The sequence below is a fragment of the Alteromonas profundi genome (assembly GCF_010500865.1).
Taxonomy (GTDB): Bacteria; Pseudomonadota; Gammaproteobacteria; order Enterobacterales; family Alteromonadaceae; genus Alteromonas; species Alteromonas profundi.
This window is the reverse complement of record NZ_JAAAWN010000013.1, coordinates 64,059-79,356: the sequence shown is the minus strand read 5'-3', so window position 1 is coordinate 79,356 and position 15,298 is coordinate 64,059. Positions and strand designations below refer to the sequence as shown.

The 15,298-nt window shown below is 45.3% G+C and carries 14 protein-coding genes; 10 read left to right on the top strand and 4 right to left on the bottom strand.

Annotation, left to right across the window (positions count from 1 at the left end; all coding sequences use genetic code 11):
• Positions 1-71: 71 nt before the first annotated feature.
• The 4 genes from GTH32_RS11180 to ubiD all read right to left on the bottom strand — a co-directional run bounded on the left by GTH32_RS11180 (position 72) and on the right by ubiD (position 5,068).
• Positions 72-1,043: a transporter substrate-binding domain-containing protein gene (locus GTH32_RS11180; RefSeq protein WP_343033424.1), complete on the bottom strand. Its 972-nt coding sequence runs from the start codon at positions 1,041-1,043 to the stop codon at positions 72-74.
• Between the two features lie 181 nt (positions 1,044-1,224).
• Entirely contained in the window at positions 1,225-2,586 is a 1,362-nt protein-coding gene (locus GTH32_RS11175; protein WP_163085759.1) for a hypothetical protein, read from the bottom strand.
• Between the two features lie 275 nt (positions 2,587-2,861).
• On the bottom strand, positions 2,862-3,557 hold the full coding sequence (gene fre, locus GTH32_RS11170) for an NAD(P)H-flavin reductase (protein WP_163085757.1): 696 nt from the start codon (positions 3,555-3,557) through the stop codon (positions 2,862-2,864).
• Between the two features lie 23 nt (positions 3,558-3,580).
• Positions 3,581-5,068, bottom strand: a complete 1,488-nt coding sequence (gene ubiD, locus GTH32_RS11165) for a 4-hydroxy-3-polyprenylbenzoate decarboxylase (protein WP_163085756.1) — start codon at positions 5,066-5,068, stop codon at positions 3,581-3,583.
• A 270-nt stretch (positions 5,069-5,338) separates the two neighbouring features.
• On the opposite strand from ubiD, the gene GTH32_RS11160 reads away from it, so the two are divergent.
• From GTH32_RS11160 to rpsN, 10 genes are all read left to right on the top strand, one after another.
• Positions 5,339-5,590, top strand: a complete 252-nt coding sequence (locus GTH32_RS11160; protein ID WP_163085754.1) for a TIGR02647 family protein — start codon at positions 5,339-5,341, stop codon at positions 5,588-5,590.
• 135 nt (positions 5,591-5,725) lie between these two features.
• Positions 5,726-6,373 carry a tetratricopeptide repeat protein gene (locus GTH32_RS11155; protein ID WP_163085752.1) on the top strand — a complete coding sequence of 216 codons (648 nt, stop codon included), beginning with the start codon at positions 5,726-5,728 and terminating at the stop codon, positions 6,371-6,373.
• A gap of 206 nt (positions 6,374-6,579) precedes the next feature.
• On the top strand, positions 6,580-8,892 hold the full coding sequence (gene rnr / locus GTH32_RS11150; RefSeq protein WP_163085750.1) for a ribonuclease R: 2,313 nt from the start codon (positions 6,580-6,582) through the stop codon (positions 8,890-8,892).
• Complete coding sequence (rlmB, locus tag GTH32_RS11145) at positions 8,892-9,632, top strand: 23S rRNA (guanosine(2251)-2'-O)-methyltransferase RlmB (protein WP_163085748.1); 741 nt, start codon at positions 8,892-8,894, stop codon at positions 9,630-9,632. Before rnr ends, rlmB begins: the two co-directional genes overlap by 1 nt.
• A 248-nt stretch (positions 9,633-9,880) precedes the next feature.
• Positions 9,881-11,257: a DUF4397 domain-containing protein gene (locus GTH32_RS11140; protein WP_163085746.1), complete on the top strand. Its 1,377-nt coding sequence runs from the start codon at positions 9,881-9,883 to the stop codon at positions 11,255-11,257.
• A gap of 144 nt (positions 11,258-11,401) precedes the next feature.
• A complete protein-coding gene (locus GTH32_RS11135) occupies positions 11,402-13,501 on the top strand; it encodes a GAF domain-containing hybrid sensor histidine kinase/response regulator (protein WP_163085744.1) in 2,100 nt (699 codons plus the stop codon).
• 220 nt (positions 13,502-13,721) lie between these two features.
• The gene (rplN, locus tag GTH32_RS11130; RefSeq protein WP_013786228.1) at positions 13,722-14,090 is read left to right on the top strand and encodes a 50S ribosomal protein L14; all 369 of its coding nucleotides are present in this window, start codon (positions 13,722-13,724) and stop codon (positions 14,088-14,090) included.
• Between the two features lie 12 nt (positions 14,091-14,102).
• Positions 14,103-14,417: a 50S ribosomal protein L24 gene (gene rplX, locus GTH32_RS11125; protein ID WP_163085742.1), complete on the top strand. Its 315-nt coding sequence runs from the start codon at positions 14,103-14,105 to the stop codon at positions 14,415-14,417.
• 17 nt (positions 14,418-14,434) lie between these two features.
• On the top strand, positions 14,435-14,974 hold the full coding sequence (gene rplE, locus GTH32_RS11120) for a 50S ribosomal protein L5 (protein ID WP_012519226.1): 540 nt from the start codon (positions 14,435-14,437) through the stop codon (positions 14,972-14,974).
• Positions 14,975-14,986: 12 nt separating this feature from the next.
• Complete coding sequence (gene rpsN / locus GTH32_RS11115; protein ID WP_071980725.1) at positions 14,987-15,292, top strand: 30S ribosomal protein S14; 306 nt, start codon at positions 14,987-14,989, stop codon at positions 15,290-15,292.
• The last annotated feature ends 6 nt before the right edge of the window (positions 15,293-15,298 follow it).

Genomic DNA, 15,298 nt, shown 5'->3' with positions numbered 1-15,298 from the left:
TAAATCAGTACCTGTTAGGCAAACCTTACGCTGCCGTAACCTTAATAGGGACAAAGGCTATGCTAACGCGCTTACCAGCGCTTTAGCATAGTGTCGTACACTTCAGGGTCGAGCAAACTTTCTCTTGCGGGCGTGTCGTGAAGTTTAGCTTGGGCTGCCGCAAAATTGTTATAGGTTTGGTTGTCTATAATAAATACGCTCTCATCTCCTGGAAGGGTGCTATCTAGCGGGAAGGCACCGGTAAGCGGGGCACTTTGTTTCGTAATGCGGCTATTACCAATATAGTCAGCTACACCATCTTGGTTAACATCCTTCATTAGCCAATGTATGCCCAGTAATTCATTATAGCTGCCATCTTTTTGCATAGTGCTAGTGGTGGTATCGAATTTATCTATAATGACCTGTGCGTTAGGCGTATTGGCATTTAGTGCCAACTGAAAGCCTGTGGTGACAAGGGGGGCGGCGGAGTAGTGCAGTAATTCTTGATTTACAGAGTCCAGAAGTAAATTAAACTCCTCTATTAATAACCGGGAAGTAATTAATAGCGGCGCTCTATCATCGGCTAACTGTTTATAGGCATCATAGGCCGTGGGGTTTCGCGACCACTTTACGTCTTTAAGTAAGCGAAACGTTGGCGTATTGGCAAATTTGTTTTCAATCGCAATGCGCATATCTTTTAGGTGCGGCACCAACGTTATATTTTTAACACTGCCCTTTTTGCTGGTGGCATATAAGTAAAGGGGTAAATATGGCTTGGATAACAGTAGGTTTTGCTGTTTTTCACCTAAATCAATATAGGCAAACTCGCCCGCAACGCGGCCTGCTCTTACCGAACTACCTAAAAATGCTTCGCGCATAATCTGTAATTCTACTGGCTGGCCCATTTTTTCAAATGCAGCGTTTATAACACGGTTCACTCTTGCAGGCTCACCGTCGCCAGTAATATAGGTTTCAAACGGGGCAGCCGCTAATTTTAACGTATCGGCGTGTACGCCAAAAGACAGTAATCCAAGAGTAAGTAACGCAATAACTCTTACCAGCACAGCAATATCTCCTAAAACAACGTGATGTTTGTTTATACGCTGTAAAGTGGGGGTTAAGATTCTTCCTTGAGTATGAAGTAAAGTTTAGCCGTGTCAAACCACTGTACTTGCAACAATAAAAAAGTGGCGTGAAAGTAAACTGTCACGCCACCACAATAATACAGGTTGTTACATCAGTGTATTAAAAGTCGAAGTACACAATGCCGTAGGAAGTAACATCATCGCTACCTAGCGACTCAATGTAATTATCTGTACCAATAACATCCCTAGCCTCAATAAACATGTAGCCAGACTCAGGCTCTTCGGTATCAAAATCCCAATCCAAGGCAAAATCGACATCATCTGCCTCTAACGTATCGAGAATGTCGAGAGAGCCCTGCCCCGAGGTGGTCAGTGAAAAGAATAAGACCAGTTTATCATCAGCATCTCTTGCTGAATAACCTAAGGTTACAGAGTCGGCATTTACCGCAGAGAAATCGTAGCTTTCAGTGGTAAAGAAAGTCATAGCCTGCTCGGCAAACAGGTTATAACTCATCATCGGCAAATCTACGGTGGCGGTGTTATCTGAAGGTAGTCTTACTTCTGCACCTGTGTAAGACACAATGCTGATACTGTCGTCAAAATCGTAAAAATCTCCGTATTCGGTATTATAAACGTCAATGCCCGTGGTCATTTCTGTAGGGTTTTCAAACATAGGAATGCTGGAGGGGAGCGCAGAAATATCGTATTCACTTATGTTGTCACCGAAGTAAATAACATTGTCTACCCGTCCACGTAGTGAAAGGCGTACGCTATAGTTAGTCTCTTCATAATTATTAGACACAGTAATAGGCACTTTTCTGCTTAGTACGGCATTGTCTACCACCAGAGTTTCATCAAAGGTGTAATTAGCAACCAGGGCGGTGTAGTAATCTTCAGGTACGTCTTCGTCGGCGTTGCTAAGGGTTAGCGCAATGGCAGGCCATTCGTCGCTGCCTTGGCGGCAAACCTCAACTTCCACGAAGTCATCTAAATCACCATCCTCATAAACAGTTCTAGCGGTGGTAGTTGATACAATAACGTTAGCGCTAGGCGAGGCTACAGGGACATTGCTGATATCTAGGGTAACTGTGTTGCACTCGCATGCGTCTGCATCCCCTATATCCTTTGAAATAATACTGCGGTCAGCAATTTTATCTGCCGTAATATTCACGTATGTGTGAACGCGAGGGTAAGGTTCGCCATTCCTATATCCCACGTTTAGCATGGTATAAGTGGCAATGTCTTCATAGTCAATTGCAATGTCGCCGTTTGCATCGGCTTCATATACAGCAACAGCAGAACCGTCGCTACCATGGCGAATGATCATCGCGTCGGTTTGTGGGGTGATAGCGCCGCAGCTAGAAAAATAGGTTGCGCTTACAATGTGTTCATAGGATGAACTAGGAGGGGGAGTGCCTGGGTTAGTGGGGGGCGATACCACTGAATCGTCTGAGCCACCGCCGCCACAGCCTGCCAAAGAGACAAGTACGCCAGCGGCCAAAAATCTATTTCTGTTTTTCATGTTATTCCCTAGAAGGCAGGTAGAGTGCCTCGTCAATAACAGATTTGCCTATGAGCGTCCTGCCACGGATAGGGCTACTTTGCCAATACCTATAATTACTCTTTTTATTGTGTTTTGTGCAAATGCCGAGCGATATTAGCAGGGTTTTTAGCGCAAAAGTAGAAAATATTTACGCTATCTTTACGTAGGGAAAAGCCGGGAAGATAAGAGAAGCAGTGCCGCCAATAACACAAAATGCATTTATGCTATTGGCGAGCAGTATACTTGGTTTTAGCCTAAATAAAGGCGAAAGCATCACCAAACAGGTTTTCTGCTTTTAGGCCGCGCACGGTTAAATCGTCTCGTACGGTTTTTGCCATCTCAAAACGGCCTGCAACATACACTTGTACTGCGGCAAAGTCGGCGTGATCTGCCATTACTGCATGGTGTACCCAGCCGGTACGCCCTTGCCAGTCGTCATGGGCAAATTCAACCACAGGAACAAACGTGAAATGCGCATATTTTTCGGCCAGTTCAGTTAACTGTTCACTTAAGTATAGGTCGCTGGCGTGTTTGCCGCCCCAATACAAGGTAATAGGTGTGGTATCACCACTATGCAAATGCTGCTGCAAAATAGAATAGGTGTAAGAAAAGCCAGTGCCACCGGCAATGAGCACCATTGGTAAGCCATTAGACTGAAGAAACGCCTGGCCATTGTTGGCACTTAGGGTAATTTCGCCGTCCTCTTGCATGCGTGTTAGCACTTCGGTGGCATAACTATTACCCGGCTCGGCACCAATGTGTAATTCAATACGTTCATTATCATACGCAGCATTGGCAATTGAGAAGGGGCGTAAGTCTTTTTCGCCCATTTTCACCATAGCATATTGGCCCGCCTTAAACTCTACTGGTGCAGGAGGGGTAAGTTCAATTTTGTATACGACGTCGGTTAAAGGCGTAATGCTTGCAACCTGACATTTAATCTCTGACATGTAATCTCTTCTTGCGTTTGCGGTTAACGGTTTGCCGATGAAGGAGTCATAATACCAAGTTCATCCCATATATCATCTACCCGTTGTTTTACCTCTTCATCCATAACAATGGGCTCGCCCCACTCTCTATCAGTTTCACCGGGCATTTTATTAGTTGCGTCCATACCCATTTTGGAACCTAATCCTGACACTGGAGACGCGAAGTCGAGGTAATCAATAGGCGTGTTCTCTATCATAACGGTATCACGAGCGGGGTCCATACGGGTAGTGATAGCCCAAATTACATCGTTCCAATCTCGAGCATTCACATCGTCATCACACACAATAACAAACTTGGTGTACATAAATTGACGCAAAAATGACCATACGCCCATCATTACGCGCTTGGCATGACCTGGATATTGTTTTTTCATTGTCACCACAGCCATGCGGTACGAGCAGCCCTCAGGCGGTAAATAAAAATCAACAATCTCTGGAAATTGCTTTTGCAATATAGGCACAAATACTTCATTAAGCGCCACACCTAAAATGGCAGGCTCATCGGGCGGGCGACCGGTATAAGTAGAGTGATAAATAGGGTCTTTTCGGTGGGTAATATGAGTAACAGTAAATACCGGAAAATCGTCTACTTCGTTGTAGTAGCCGGTATGATCGCCATAAGGCCCTTCAGGGGCGGTTTCATCTTGGGCAATATAGCCCTCAAGCACAATTTCCGCACTGGCAGGAACCTGTAAGTCGTTGCTTATCGATTTAACCACTTCGGTTTTGTCGCCCCGTAATAAACCTGCAAAGGCATATTCAGATAAGGTATCGGGCACTGGCGTAACTGCACCTAAAATAGTGGCGGGGTCAGCACCTAGTGCCACGCTCACCGGGTAAGGCTCACCGGGGTGGGTTTGGCACCATTCACGAAAATCTAGCGCGCCACCACGGTGGGATAACCAGCGCATAATCAGCTTGTTTTTACCAATCACTTGCTGGCGATAAATACCCAAATTCTGCCGTTTTTTATGCGGTCCTTTGGTAACACTTAGCCCCCACGTTATAAGCGGGGCGGCATCGCCCGGCCAACAGCGCTGTATGGGTAAAGACGCTAAGTCTACATCGTCACCTGAAATAACAACTTCCTGGCAAGGGGCTTTCTTCACCACCTTAGCCGGCATGTTTAGCACCTGTTTAAATACCGGCAGCTTTTGCCAAAGATCTTTGAGCCCTTTAGGCGGCTCAGGCTCTTTTAGGTATGCCAATAACTTGCCTACTTCGCGTAAGGCTTCTACCGAGTCTTGGCCCATACCCATAGCTACACGCTCGGGCGTGCCAAATAAATTGGCGAGCACAGGCATGCTATGGCCTTTGGGATTTTCAAACAGCAATGCAGGGCCGCCAGCACGCAGGGTTCTATCGGCAATTTCTGTCATTTCCAAGTTGGTATCAATGGGCTGGCTAATTCGAACCAGTTCACCCTTAGCTTCTAGCTGGTGAATAAAGTCACGTAAATCTTTGTACTTCATTTGAACAGGGGGTATCCGCAGACTAATGTTATAAGCAAGAATATACTATTTGCGGGGAAAGTCCGATCAGTTCGATGGACAAACCTGGTGGGTTAATCGAATTTTATGGTAAGCGGTCAGTATAGTGCCCTTGTACGGGGCGCAAAAAAATTGATCTGGACAGGGTAGTCAAATAATAGTGTGATAGGTAGGCGGTTGATGTGCGCTTTGCCAATGAGCACACAGCGCTAATTAATAACAACAATAACCCTTTTTTCTTAAGGTGGGTGTATGAGTATTTTTGATCAAGACATGGTAGATGAGCTTAACCTCATCTTAAAATTTCCAACCGACAGTCTGCTACAAGGCTTGAAAATTCATCACGACGCAACCCAGTCCATCGTTAACGCAGCCAGTAGGCTGTATGCAAAAGGTATGATTACACAATCGGATGGCGGGTACTTAACCGACTTAGGCATTGACGTTGCCGACCATGCCCGACATATCCAGTCGGCGTTATGCAGTAGAAAAGGAAACCATTAGCCAAACATTGTCGTTAGCGTAGCTTATAAACCTTTACCCCTTAGCAAACTTGTTAGGGGTAAGTAATTTGTTAAGTATATGGGCCGCGCTGCCGATAACCTTTATAAGCCAGCTATTACCACAAACGACACTGTTATGAAGCCTTACATTTTATCAATCTTAGTGAGTTTACTTTGCCTAGTAAGCAGCCCATCTACCTTTGCACTTGAAGGTGAAACGGTTGAGGAAATTCGTGCAGTTCAACTGTACAGTCAAGATGCGCTTATTGAGATGATAAACAACAACACGCATTTAGATAAAGTTGTGGCAGATAGATGTCAGTTGGTACAAGACATTGAAGCCCGCGCCGATGTGTTAAAAATTCCAGCGTATCAGTTTTTATGGGGCGACATGCTGGCGTGGGGCGTATGTGTAGACGCAGCCCCATCTCGCGGCATTGGCTATATGGAAGATGCCGCGAACCAAGGTTTGCCTGCTGCACTAGAGCAGCTAGGCCGCTATTACGCCAAAGGCACGCTTGTTCAGCAAGATAAAAACCGCGCCGTGGTTTATTTGCGCGAAGCTGCTGCGCTGAACAACCTAAATGCCCAAATTCGTTTGGTAGAGCTCTTTTTTGAAGGCTATGGTAGCCCTTACGATTACCAAGATGCCTATCACTGGCTGCATCATTCGGTAACCGACAATAAAGCTCAGCACGATAAAATTGCCAATTACCTCGCCCGGCTAGAAAAGCTAATGCACCCAAAAGCGGTGCGCGAAGCGAAACGCCCGTCAAATAGCTAAGCACGATTAATATAACTTCAATACAACTTATTTAGTATAAGCCTAGTTGCGCTAAAACTATGGGTTGGTTTTATTCCCCAGTGTTTTTCGTCAATTGCTGTTATACTGTGCAGCAATTAACCATTGAACTTATTGTGATTTTGCAAGTAGCAATAAATATAACGTCAATGAACGAGTAAAATATATAAAAGGTAAATATCAAATACATGAGTGATGATCCGCATTTTCAGCGCGAGAAAGAAAAGTATGAAAACCCGGTAGCAAGCCGGGAGTATTTAATGGAAGTGTTACAAGAAGCCGGTAAGCCATTATCGTTTCTAGAAATTTGTGCCGCCGTTAACGCCCAAGAAGAAGATGCCAGAATTGGTATTCAGCGACGTTTACGCGCCATGGAGCGCGAGGGGCAAGTTCAATTCACACGCCAGAAAAAGTACATACTGCAAGATCGCGATGAATTAGTGCGTGGAAAACTTATCGGCCATAGAGATGGCTTTGGCTTTTTACGCCCAGAAGACAAAAGTGGCGACTTATTTATAAGTGCCGGCCAAATGAATTTGTTCCTGCACGATGACATAGTAGAAGCGCGCATTAGCGGTACAGACAGACGTGGTCGTAAAGAAGGCTTTATCACCCAGGTTATAGAACCAAGAAGTGAGCCTATTGTTGGGCGCTATTTCGTTGAGCAAGGCTTTGGCATGGTAGTGCCTGACGACAGCCGCTTACAGCACGAAATTGTGATACCCCCTGAACACACCAATGGCGCCCGCATGGGGCAGGTGGTAGTGGTAGAACTTACCCAGCGCCCCCGTCGCAAAATGAGCCCGGTAGGTAAAGTGGTTGAAGTGCTAGGCGAGCATATGGCGCCAGGTATGGAAATTGAAATGGCACTACGCAGCTTCGATATTCCTCATCAGTGGCCTAAAGCAGTAACCAAGCAGGTAGATAACCTAACCGATTCTGTGCCAGATGAAGCGAAAGAAGGGCGAGTAGATTTACGCCAGTTGCCCCTTGTTACTATAGATGGCGAAGACGCACGCGACTTTGACGATGCCGTATATTGTGAACCGCTGGATAATGGCGGGTGGCAATTATGGGTGGCCATTGCCGATGTTAGTCATTATGTGCGTAACGGAACAGCGCTTGATGATGAAGCACAAGAGCGGGGTACCTCTGTCTATTTCCCCGATCAAGTTATTCCCATGCTACCGGAAGTGCTTTCTAACGGCCTGTGTTCACTAAACCCGGAAGTCGATCGTTTGTGCATGGTATGTGAAATGACCATTTCACCAAAGGGCAAACTAGAAGAGTTTCAGTTTTACGAAGCCGTGATGAATTCCCATGCCAGACTGACGTACAACAAGGTATGGAACATTCTAAAAGGCGACAAAGAGCTTCATCAACGTTACGAAGCCCACGTGCCGCATATAAAGAATTTATACGATTTATACCGCAGCCTGAAAAAAGCACGGCAGCAACGGGGTGCCATCGAGTTTGAAACCCATGAAGTTAAATTTGTTTTTAATGCGCAGCGCAAAATAGAAAATATAGTGCCCTTGGTACGAAACGACGCCCATAAACTCATTGAAGAGTGCATGATATTGGCGAATGTGAGTGCCGCGGTAATGCTGGAGAAGTATGAAGCACCAGCGTTGTATCGAGTGCACGATAAACCCGATGCCGATAGGCTAACCGCGTTTACCAGTTACTTAGCTGAAATTGGTGTACCGCATAATATTACCGAAGAAGCCCAGCCTGCCGACTTTACCGATGTGGTATTAAAAACCCGAGGTAGGGCAGACGAGGAGCTTATTCAAACCATGTTGCTTCGTTCTATGAAGCAGGCTGTTTACGATGGCGATAACGTAGGCCACTTTGGTTTAGCCCTCGATGCGTATGCCCACTTTACCTCGCCAATACGTCGTTACCCCGACTTAGTGGTTCACCGCGCCATAAAAGGTATTCTTGCTAAGAAAAACGGTAAAAACACCGTATCTGGGTTTAAAAATTATACCCCCGAGGAAATAGAGCAGCTAGGTGAACAATGTTCTACAGCGGAGCGAAGAGCCGATGACGCTACCCGCGATGTGGCCGACTGGCTCAAGTGTGAATTTATGCTCGATCACGTAGGCGATACCTTTGAAGGTGTGGTGAGCTCGGTAACTAATTTCGGCTTGTTTATCCGTCTTACCGAATATCATATCGACGGTTTGGTACACATCACCTCGTTAGATGATGACTATTACCGTTACGATGAAGTAAAACAAATTTTGGCAGGTGAATCAGGCCACCGTCAATTCCGCTTAGGCGATACCGTAGAAGTGAAAGTGGCTGCGGTTAACCTTGATGAAAGAAAGATTGATTTATTGTTGGATCAGTCTATGCTGCGCGGCCCTAAAGGCAAGAAGGTGAAAGTTAAATCGGTGAAAAAAACCACCAGAACTGCCAAACGGGGTCCAAAAAGCTCTGCGCCGAAAGGCAAAGGAGCGCCAAAGCGTTCAAAAAATGGGGGTAAAGGGTAGTGGCGCAGCAAGAATGGTTATACGGGCTACATGCTATGCAGTCGGTATTAGAGCAAGAGCCCGAGCGGGTAATGGAAGTAATGGTACTGAAAGGGCGCAATGATGAACGCCTAACCAATATAGTTAACCAAGCGCGTCGCTTCGGTATTTCAGTGCAATTTTGTCAGCGCAAAGCGTTAGACGACAAAGTTAACGGCGAGCAACATCAAGGTGTTGTAGCAAGAGCGAAACCGGCCCGTGTATTAGATGAAGCCGATTTAGACCGTATTCTTGATAGCCAATCGCAGCCACTTATTTTGGTGCTAGATGGGGTAACCGACCCGCACAACTTAGGTGCCTGTTTACGTACCGGCGATGGCGCGGGCGTTCATGCTGTGGTTGTGCCAAAAGATAAGTCTGCCAGCCTAAATGGCACGGTACGAAAAGTAGCCTGTGGGGCGGCGGAAGTTGTACCCCTTATTCAGGTAACCAATTTATCGCGTACTTTAAAGCATTTACAAACCCGCGGATTGTGGATTGTAGGCACCGCAGGTGAAACCGATAAAACCCTTTACGATGTAGACCTTAAAGGCCCCACCGCTTTGGTAATGGGCGCAGAAGGCAAGGGAATGCGCAGGTTAACCAAAGAAAACTGTGATGAGTTAGTGAAACTGCCTATGGCGGGCAGCGTTACCAGCTTAAATGTGTCGGTTGCTACAGGTGTTTGTTTATATGAGATAGTTCGTCAGCGCCAGGCCTAGCGCTAGCTACTGCACGAAACACAGCGTTTTATTTTGCTTAAAGCCCGCATTCGCGGGCTTTTTTATTCTTGCTGCTAAGAGCTTCACCCCATAATAGAAACCCCTACAAAATGTCAGCTTTGCAAAGAAAGTGTAAAGGTGCGAACTGAGCCATCTCATTATTGCCATACGGCAGTATAGTTCACCCCTATTTGAGCTAAACATACCCATGCTCAACACAATAATGATTCAGTAAGGACATTTACTTTATGCAATTTCACTCTCCAGCTTGGTTACGAACTGTAGCCCTTGGACTTATCGCGCTACTAGGCTTAAGTGCCTGCGGTGGTTCTGATAGCAGTTCAGATTACTCATATGCTTACATTCAGTTTTACAATGCATCACCAAACGGCGCAAATGTAGAGATGCGTGAAGAAGATGGCGATAGCTTCGGCTCAGCCCAGTTCGGTGACGCTACCGCAATGTACTCTATGGACAACGACGAAATAGACCTAGAGTTCATTCGTACTGACTCAGACGACCAAGAAGTACTGGTTGGGAACTACACCGTCAAACTAAAATACGGTGTAAAAACCCTTATTGTATTAAGCGGCGACTTTGATAACCCGGTTATTTCAGAATACACCTATGAACGGGATACAATGGAAGATCACTTCCGCCTATTCGCCTTGTCTGTAACCTTAGATGAAGATTCGTATGACTTCTATTTAAGCGACTCGGGCGACCCCTTTGAAGCAGCCAACTTCCTAGGAACAGTAACCGCCAATGAAATGATAGAGTTCGAGTACTGGGATCAAGATGATGACAGCGACAACTTTGATGAAGGCGAATACACTATTTATCTTACCGAGCCAGGTAGCACAGATGTGGTGTTCGAATCACAAACCCTCGACTTTGTTTATGAGACTGAGTACCTACTCACCATACGCGACGTAAGTGGCGCAATTCAAAACGGCGTAGTGGTAGATACCATTCTAAACTCATCGTCGGTAACAGCGCTTACCGATGTAGAAGCCGATGCACAGTACCGTATTTACAATTCAACCAATGTTGATAGTGACTTAACAGTAACGTTTGGCGGCAATACCGACGAAGAAGATGTAGAATTTACTTTATCTGCTGACGAACTCAGTGACTTCTCAGAAATTCGCTATGGTGACTACCGTGTAACGGTAACCGATCCAAGCGGTGAACTTACCAGCCTAAGCAATAAACTCATCACCTTGAACCAAGGTGAAAGTAAAGCCATTCTTATTTACGAGCAAGATGGTGCGCTTGGCGCAGCCACGTTTATCGAAAGCGGACTTCCACAGGCCTACGATAAAACGGTGAACTTCGTTAATTTGGTTAGCGACTTCGATGATGTTGATTTTTACCTAGTACGTAACGATGAAACTATCGACACCGCAGAGTACGACCTACAAAACCTAGAGTTTGGTGAAACGAAGACAGAAGTCCTTCCATCAGACTACTACGAAGTGATTGCAGTATATGAAGATGACAACGAAGAACAGGTGCTACTAGACAGAACATCGTTGTTCGGATTTACTGAAGAAGAGAACTATATTGTTACTGTTGAGCCAGCTGATACGGCAACAGGCTACGAAATAAACATCCTTTACTAGTTAATAACTAAGCAAAGTAGACTAATTGCTTAGTCTACTTTGCTGTTAAAACACTCAATTTAGATTATCTTAATGAAGGCCACTGTATAGCGCAGTGGCCTTTTTTGCTTGCGTAAGTAAGAGATCCTAACTAGGGGGAACCTCATGAGTGTTATTAAGAGCCTGCATGAAATTTCCACAGACGGTAATTTAGCGTTTGTGGAGAAAGTTGCACACCTATTAAAAATGGGCAGCGAAGTGTTGGGCCTTGAAACGGCAATAGTGAGCTATATTACCGGTAATACTTATAAAGTTATGTATGCGGTATCGCCAGACGAGAAGATAAAACCTAACTCAAGCTATTTACTTGCCGATACTTACTGCAAAGATACCATCGAAGCCGATAACATAGTGTCGTATCACGATGTTGCAGTATTTCCAGGTAGCGAACACCCCTGTTATGAAAAATACGACTTACGAAGCTACGTAGCTGCTCCCATTCGCGTTAACAATCAGCTATACGGTACGTTAAATTTTTCCTCAACATGCCCCCGAGAAGCCGCCTTCTCTAATCTTGATTACGACTATCTACTATTACTGGCAGACTGGATAGGTTCGCACATTACCAAACAACAATCATTTGATGAAATGGTACAACAGAAAGCGAAGCTAGAGGCGCAAAACCTTATGCTAACGCAAATAACAGAATTGGCGGGAGTAGGCACCTGGGAATATGACTTCTTAAATGACTCGCTAGAGTGGAGCGATATGTTAAAAGGCATCGTGCACATAGATGTGAACGAGAAAATGAGTGCAGAGCGGGTACTTGGCCTAATTAAAAAAGAGGCCACTAAAAAGCAATACCAAGAAAAGTTTACCGAAATCATTGCAACTGGCGAAGATTGCACCTACGAATTAGAAGTGCTTACCGATGCGGGCGAAACTCGCTGGCTTGAAACCCGCGCACACCCCGTTATGAAAAATGGAAAATGTATTAAGGTAATTGGTGCCACGCGAGATATTACCGAGCGCATGTTTACCCTACAGTCGCTCCAAGAAAAAACCGAATTAGCCGAAAAGTCCCTTGAAGCCCGTAGCGGCTTCTTAGCCAACATGAGCCACGAGATTAGAACCCCCATTCATGGCGTGCAAGGTATGTTAGAAACCCTTGCAAATACCCCACTAACCAGTAAACAGAAGCAATATTTAGATATTGCAGTACGCAGCGCCGATTCTCTACTTGGTATTGTAAACGATGTACTCGATTTTTCTAAAATTGACTCAGGCCATATGGGGTTTGAAGAAGCCACGGTAAGTTTAGATGAGATAATTGAACTGCAAGTACCCATGTTTACCCGTTTAGCGAATAAGAAAGGCTTGGCGCTGAACATAAATACTAAAGCGCTAAAAAACACTATGTTTGTGGCAGACGGGTTACGCCTAAGCCAGATAATTATAAACTTGCTAACCAATGCCATTAAGTTTACGCCTAATGGCTCTGTTGCGCTTACCACGCGTTGTACGGAGTATGGCGCTGGCAGGTTTCGCGTAAAAATTATTGTTACCGATACTGGCATTGGCATTAGCCAACCCCAACAAGAAGTCATCTTTACTCCATTTCATCAGGCTGAAGAGTCGACGCAACGGCGCTTTGGCGGCACTGGTTTAGGGTTAGCCATTGTCAAAAAAATAGTGTCTCACTATGGCGGTAACGTTGAGGTTGCCAGCGAAATAGGGAAGGGCGCTAAGTTTGTAGTAACCCTTATTTTAAACAGCGCAGATGAAATTAGGCGCGAAAACGCGCTGGGCGTAAGAGCCAATAGCAGTAGAAAAATATCTCGAGAGGCGTTAGAGAAAGCACGAGTGCTGGTGGTTGAAGATAACGAAATAAACCAAATTGTTATTAAAGAACAGCTTAAAGAAATAGGTGTTAACGTAGACTTAGCAGACAATGGTGAAAGAGGCGTAGCTAAAGTAAAGGCCTCTATTGCCGAGCAGCGCCCTTACGATTTGGTATTTATGGATTGTCATATGCCTATACTCGATGGCCTACAAGCCACTAAGTGTATACGTGAGCTAGGCGGGCAGGGCGAAGCAATGACCATAGTGGCGCTTACCGCAAATGCGTTAAATGGCGAAAAGGAGAAATGCCTACAAGCAGGCATGAACGATTTTATCTCAAAACCCGTGGGAACAAGCCGATTACATAAATGCTTGCAGTATCACCTAGCCTTATCAGAACATGCTTTGAAAACGTCTGCGTAATAAGCTATAATCCCTTCGGTGGCTGTAGAATTTCTAGAGCCACTCTTTATTTCCCCATCGTTTAAAAATAATTCAATTTACTGCTATCACTACCCCAAGTTTTCTGTTATCATTTCGCGCCCTTTTTGTGGGGGTATGTATATAATTTCAGCAAATCCTTGTTGGAGTTAGCAGCTTAAACGACTCGGGAGAGTCTTAATTTTTAGAGCGGAGCACTAACATGATCCAAATGCAAACTAACCTGGACGTTGCAGACAACAGCGGCGCTCGCAGGGTTCAGTGTATTAAGGTTCTTGGTGGCTCGCATCGCCGTTATGCAGGTATCGGTGACATCATCAAAGTTACTGTTAAGGAAGCAATTCCTCGCGGTAAAGTTAAAAAAGGTGACGTACTGAATGCAGTGGTGGTGCGTACTAGAAAAGGCGTTCGTCGTGCTGATGGTTCATCCATTCGTTTTGACGGTAACGCGGCTGTTTTGCTTAATGCAAACAAGCAACCAATTGGTACGCGTATCTTTGGACCGGTAACCCGTGAGTTGAGAAGTGAAAACTTCATGAAAATCATCTCATTGGCCCCAGAGGTACTATAAGGAGTCACGATAATGGCTAATAAAATTCGTCGTGATGATGAAGTAGTCGTATTAGCGGGTAAAGACAAAGGCAAACAAGGCAAAGTCCTTAAAGTGCTTATTGCTGATAACCGTGTAATTGTAGAAGGCGTTAATCTCGTCAAGAAACACACTAAGCCTAACCCTCAAATGGGTATTGCTGGTGGTATTGTTGAGAAAGAAGCTTCTATTCACGTTTCTAATGTTGCGATTGTTAACCCGGCAACGGGCAAAGCAGATCGCGTTGGTTTCCGTGTTGAAGACGAGAAGAAAGTTCGTTTCTTTAAGTCAAACGGTGAACTTGTTTAATTATATTGGAGAGTACGATGGCGAAACTGCATGATTTCTATAAAGAAACAGTAGTAGCTGAACTTGCTAAGCAGTTCGGGTACAAAAGCGTCATGCAAGTCCCTCGGATTGAAAAAATCACTCTAAACATGGGTTTAGGTGAAGCAGTTGCTGACAAAAAGGTACTTGAGAATGCTCAAGCTGACATGACGGCTATCGCCGGTCAGAAGCCTGTAGTCACAGTTGCAAGAAAATCAGTAGCGGGCTTTAAAATCCGTGAAGGTTATCCGATTGGCTGTAAAGTAACCTTACGCGGCGAGCGTATGTGGGAATTCCTAGAGCGTTTGATTTCAATCGCTATTCCACGTGTTCGCGACTTCCGTGGTTTGAACCCAAAATCATTCGACGGTCGTGGTAACTACAGCATGGGCGTGCGTGAGCAAATCATTTTCCCTGAAATCGATTTCGATAAAGTGGATAAAGTTCGCGGTATGGATATTACTATCACTACCAGTGCGAATACTAATGACGAAGCACGTGCTCTGCTGGACGCGTTCAACTTCCCATTCAAAAAGTAGGGGTGTAGGGTTATGGCAAAAGAATCAATGAAGGCACGCGAAGCTAAGCGTACTAAGCTAGTTGCTAAGTATGCTGAGAAGCGCGCCGCACTTAAAGCGATTATCAGCGATGTTAACGCTTCTGAAGAAGAGCGTTGGGACGCTGTTCTGAAGCTACAACAACTGCCACGTGACTCTAGTAAATCTCGTCAGCGTAACCGCTGCCGCGTTACTGGTCGTCCACATGGTTACCTACGCAAATTTGGTCTAAGCCGTATTAAGCTTCGTGAAGCTGCAATGCGCGGTGAAGTCCCTGGCCTTAAAAAAGCCAGCTGGTAAGGAGTA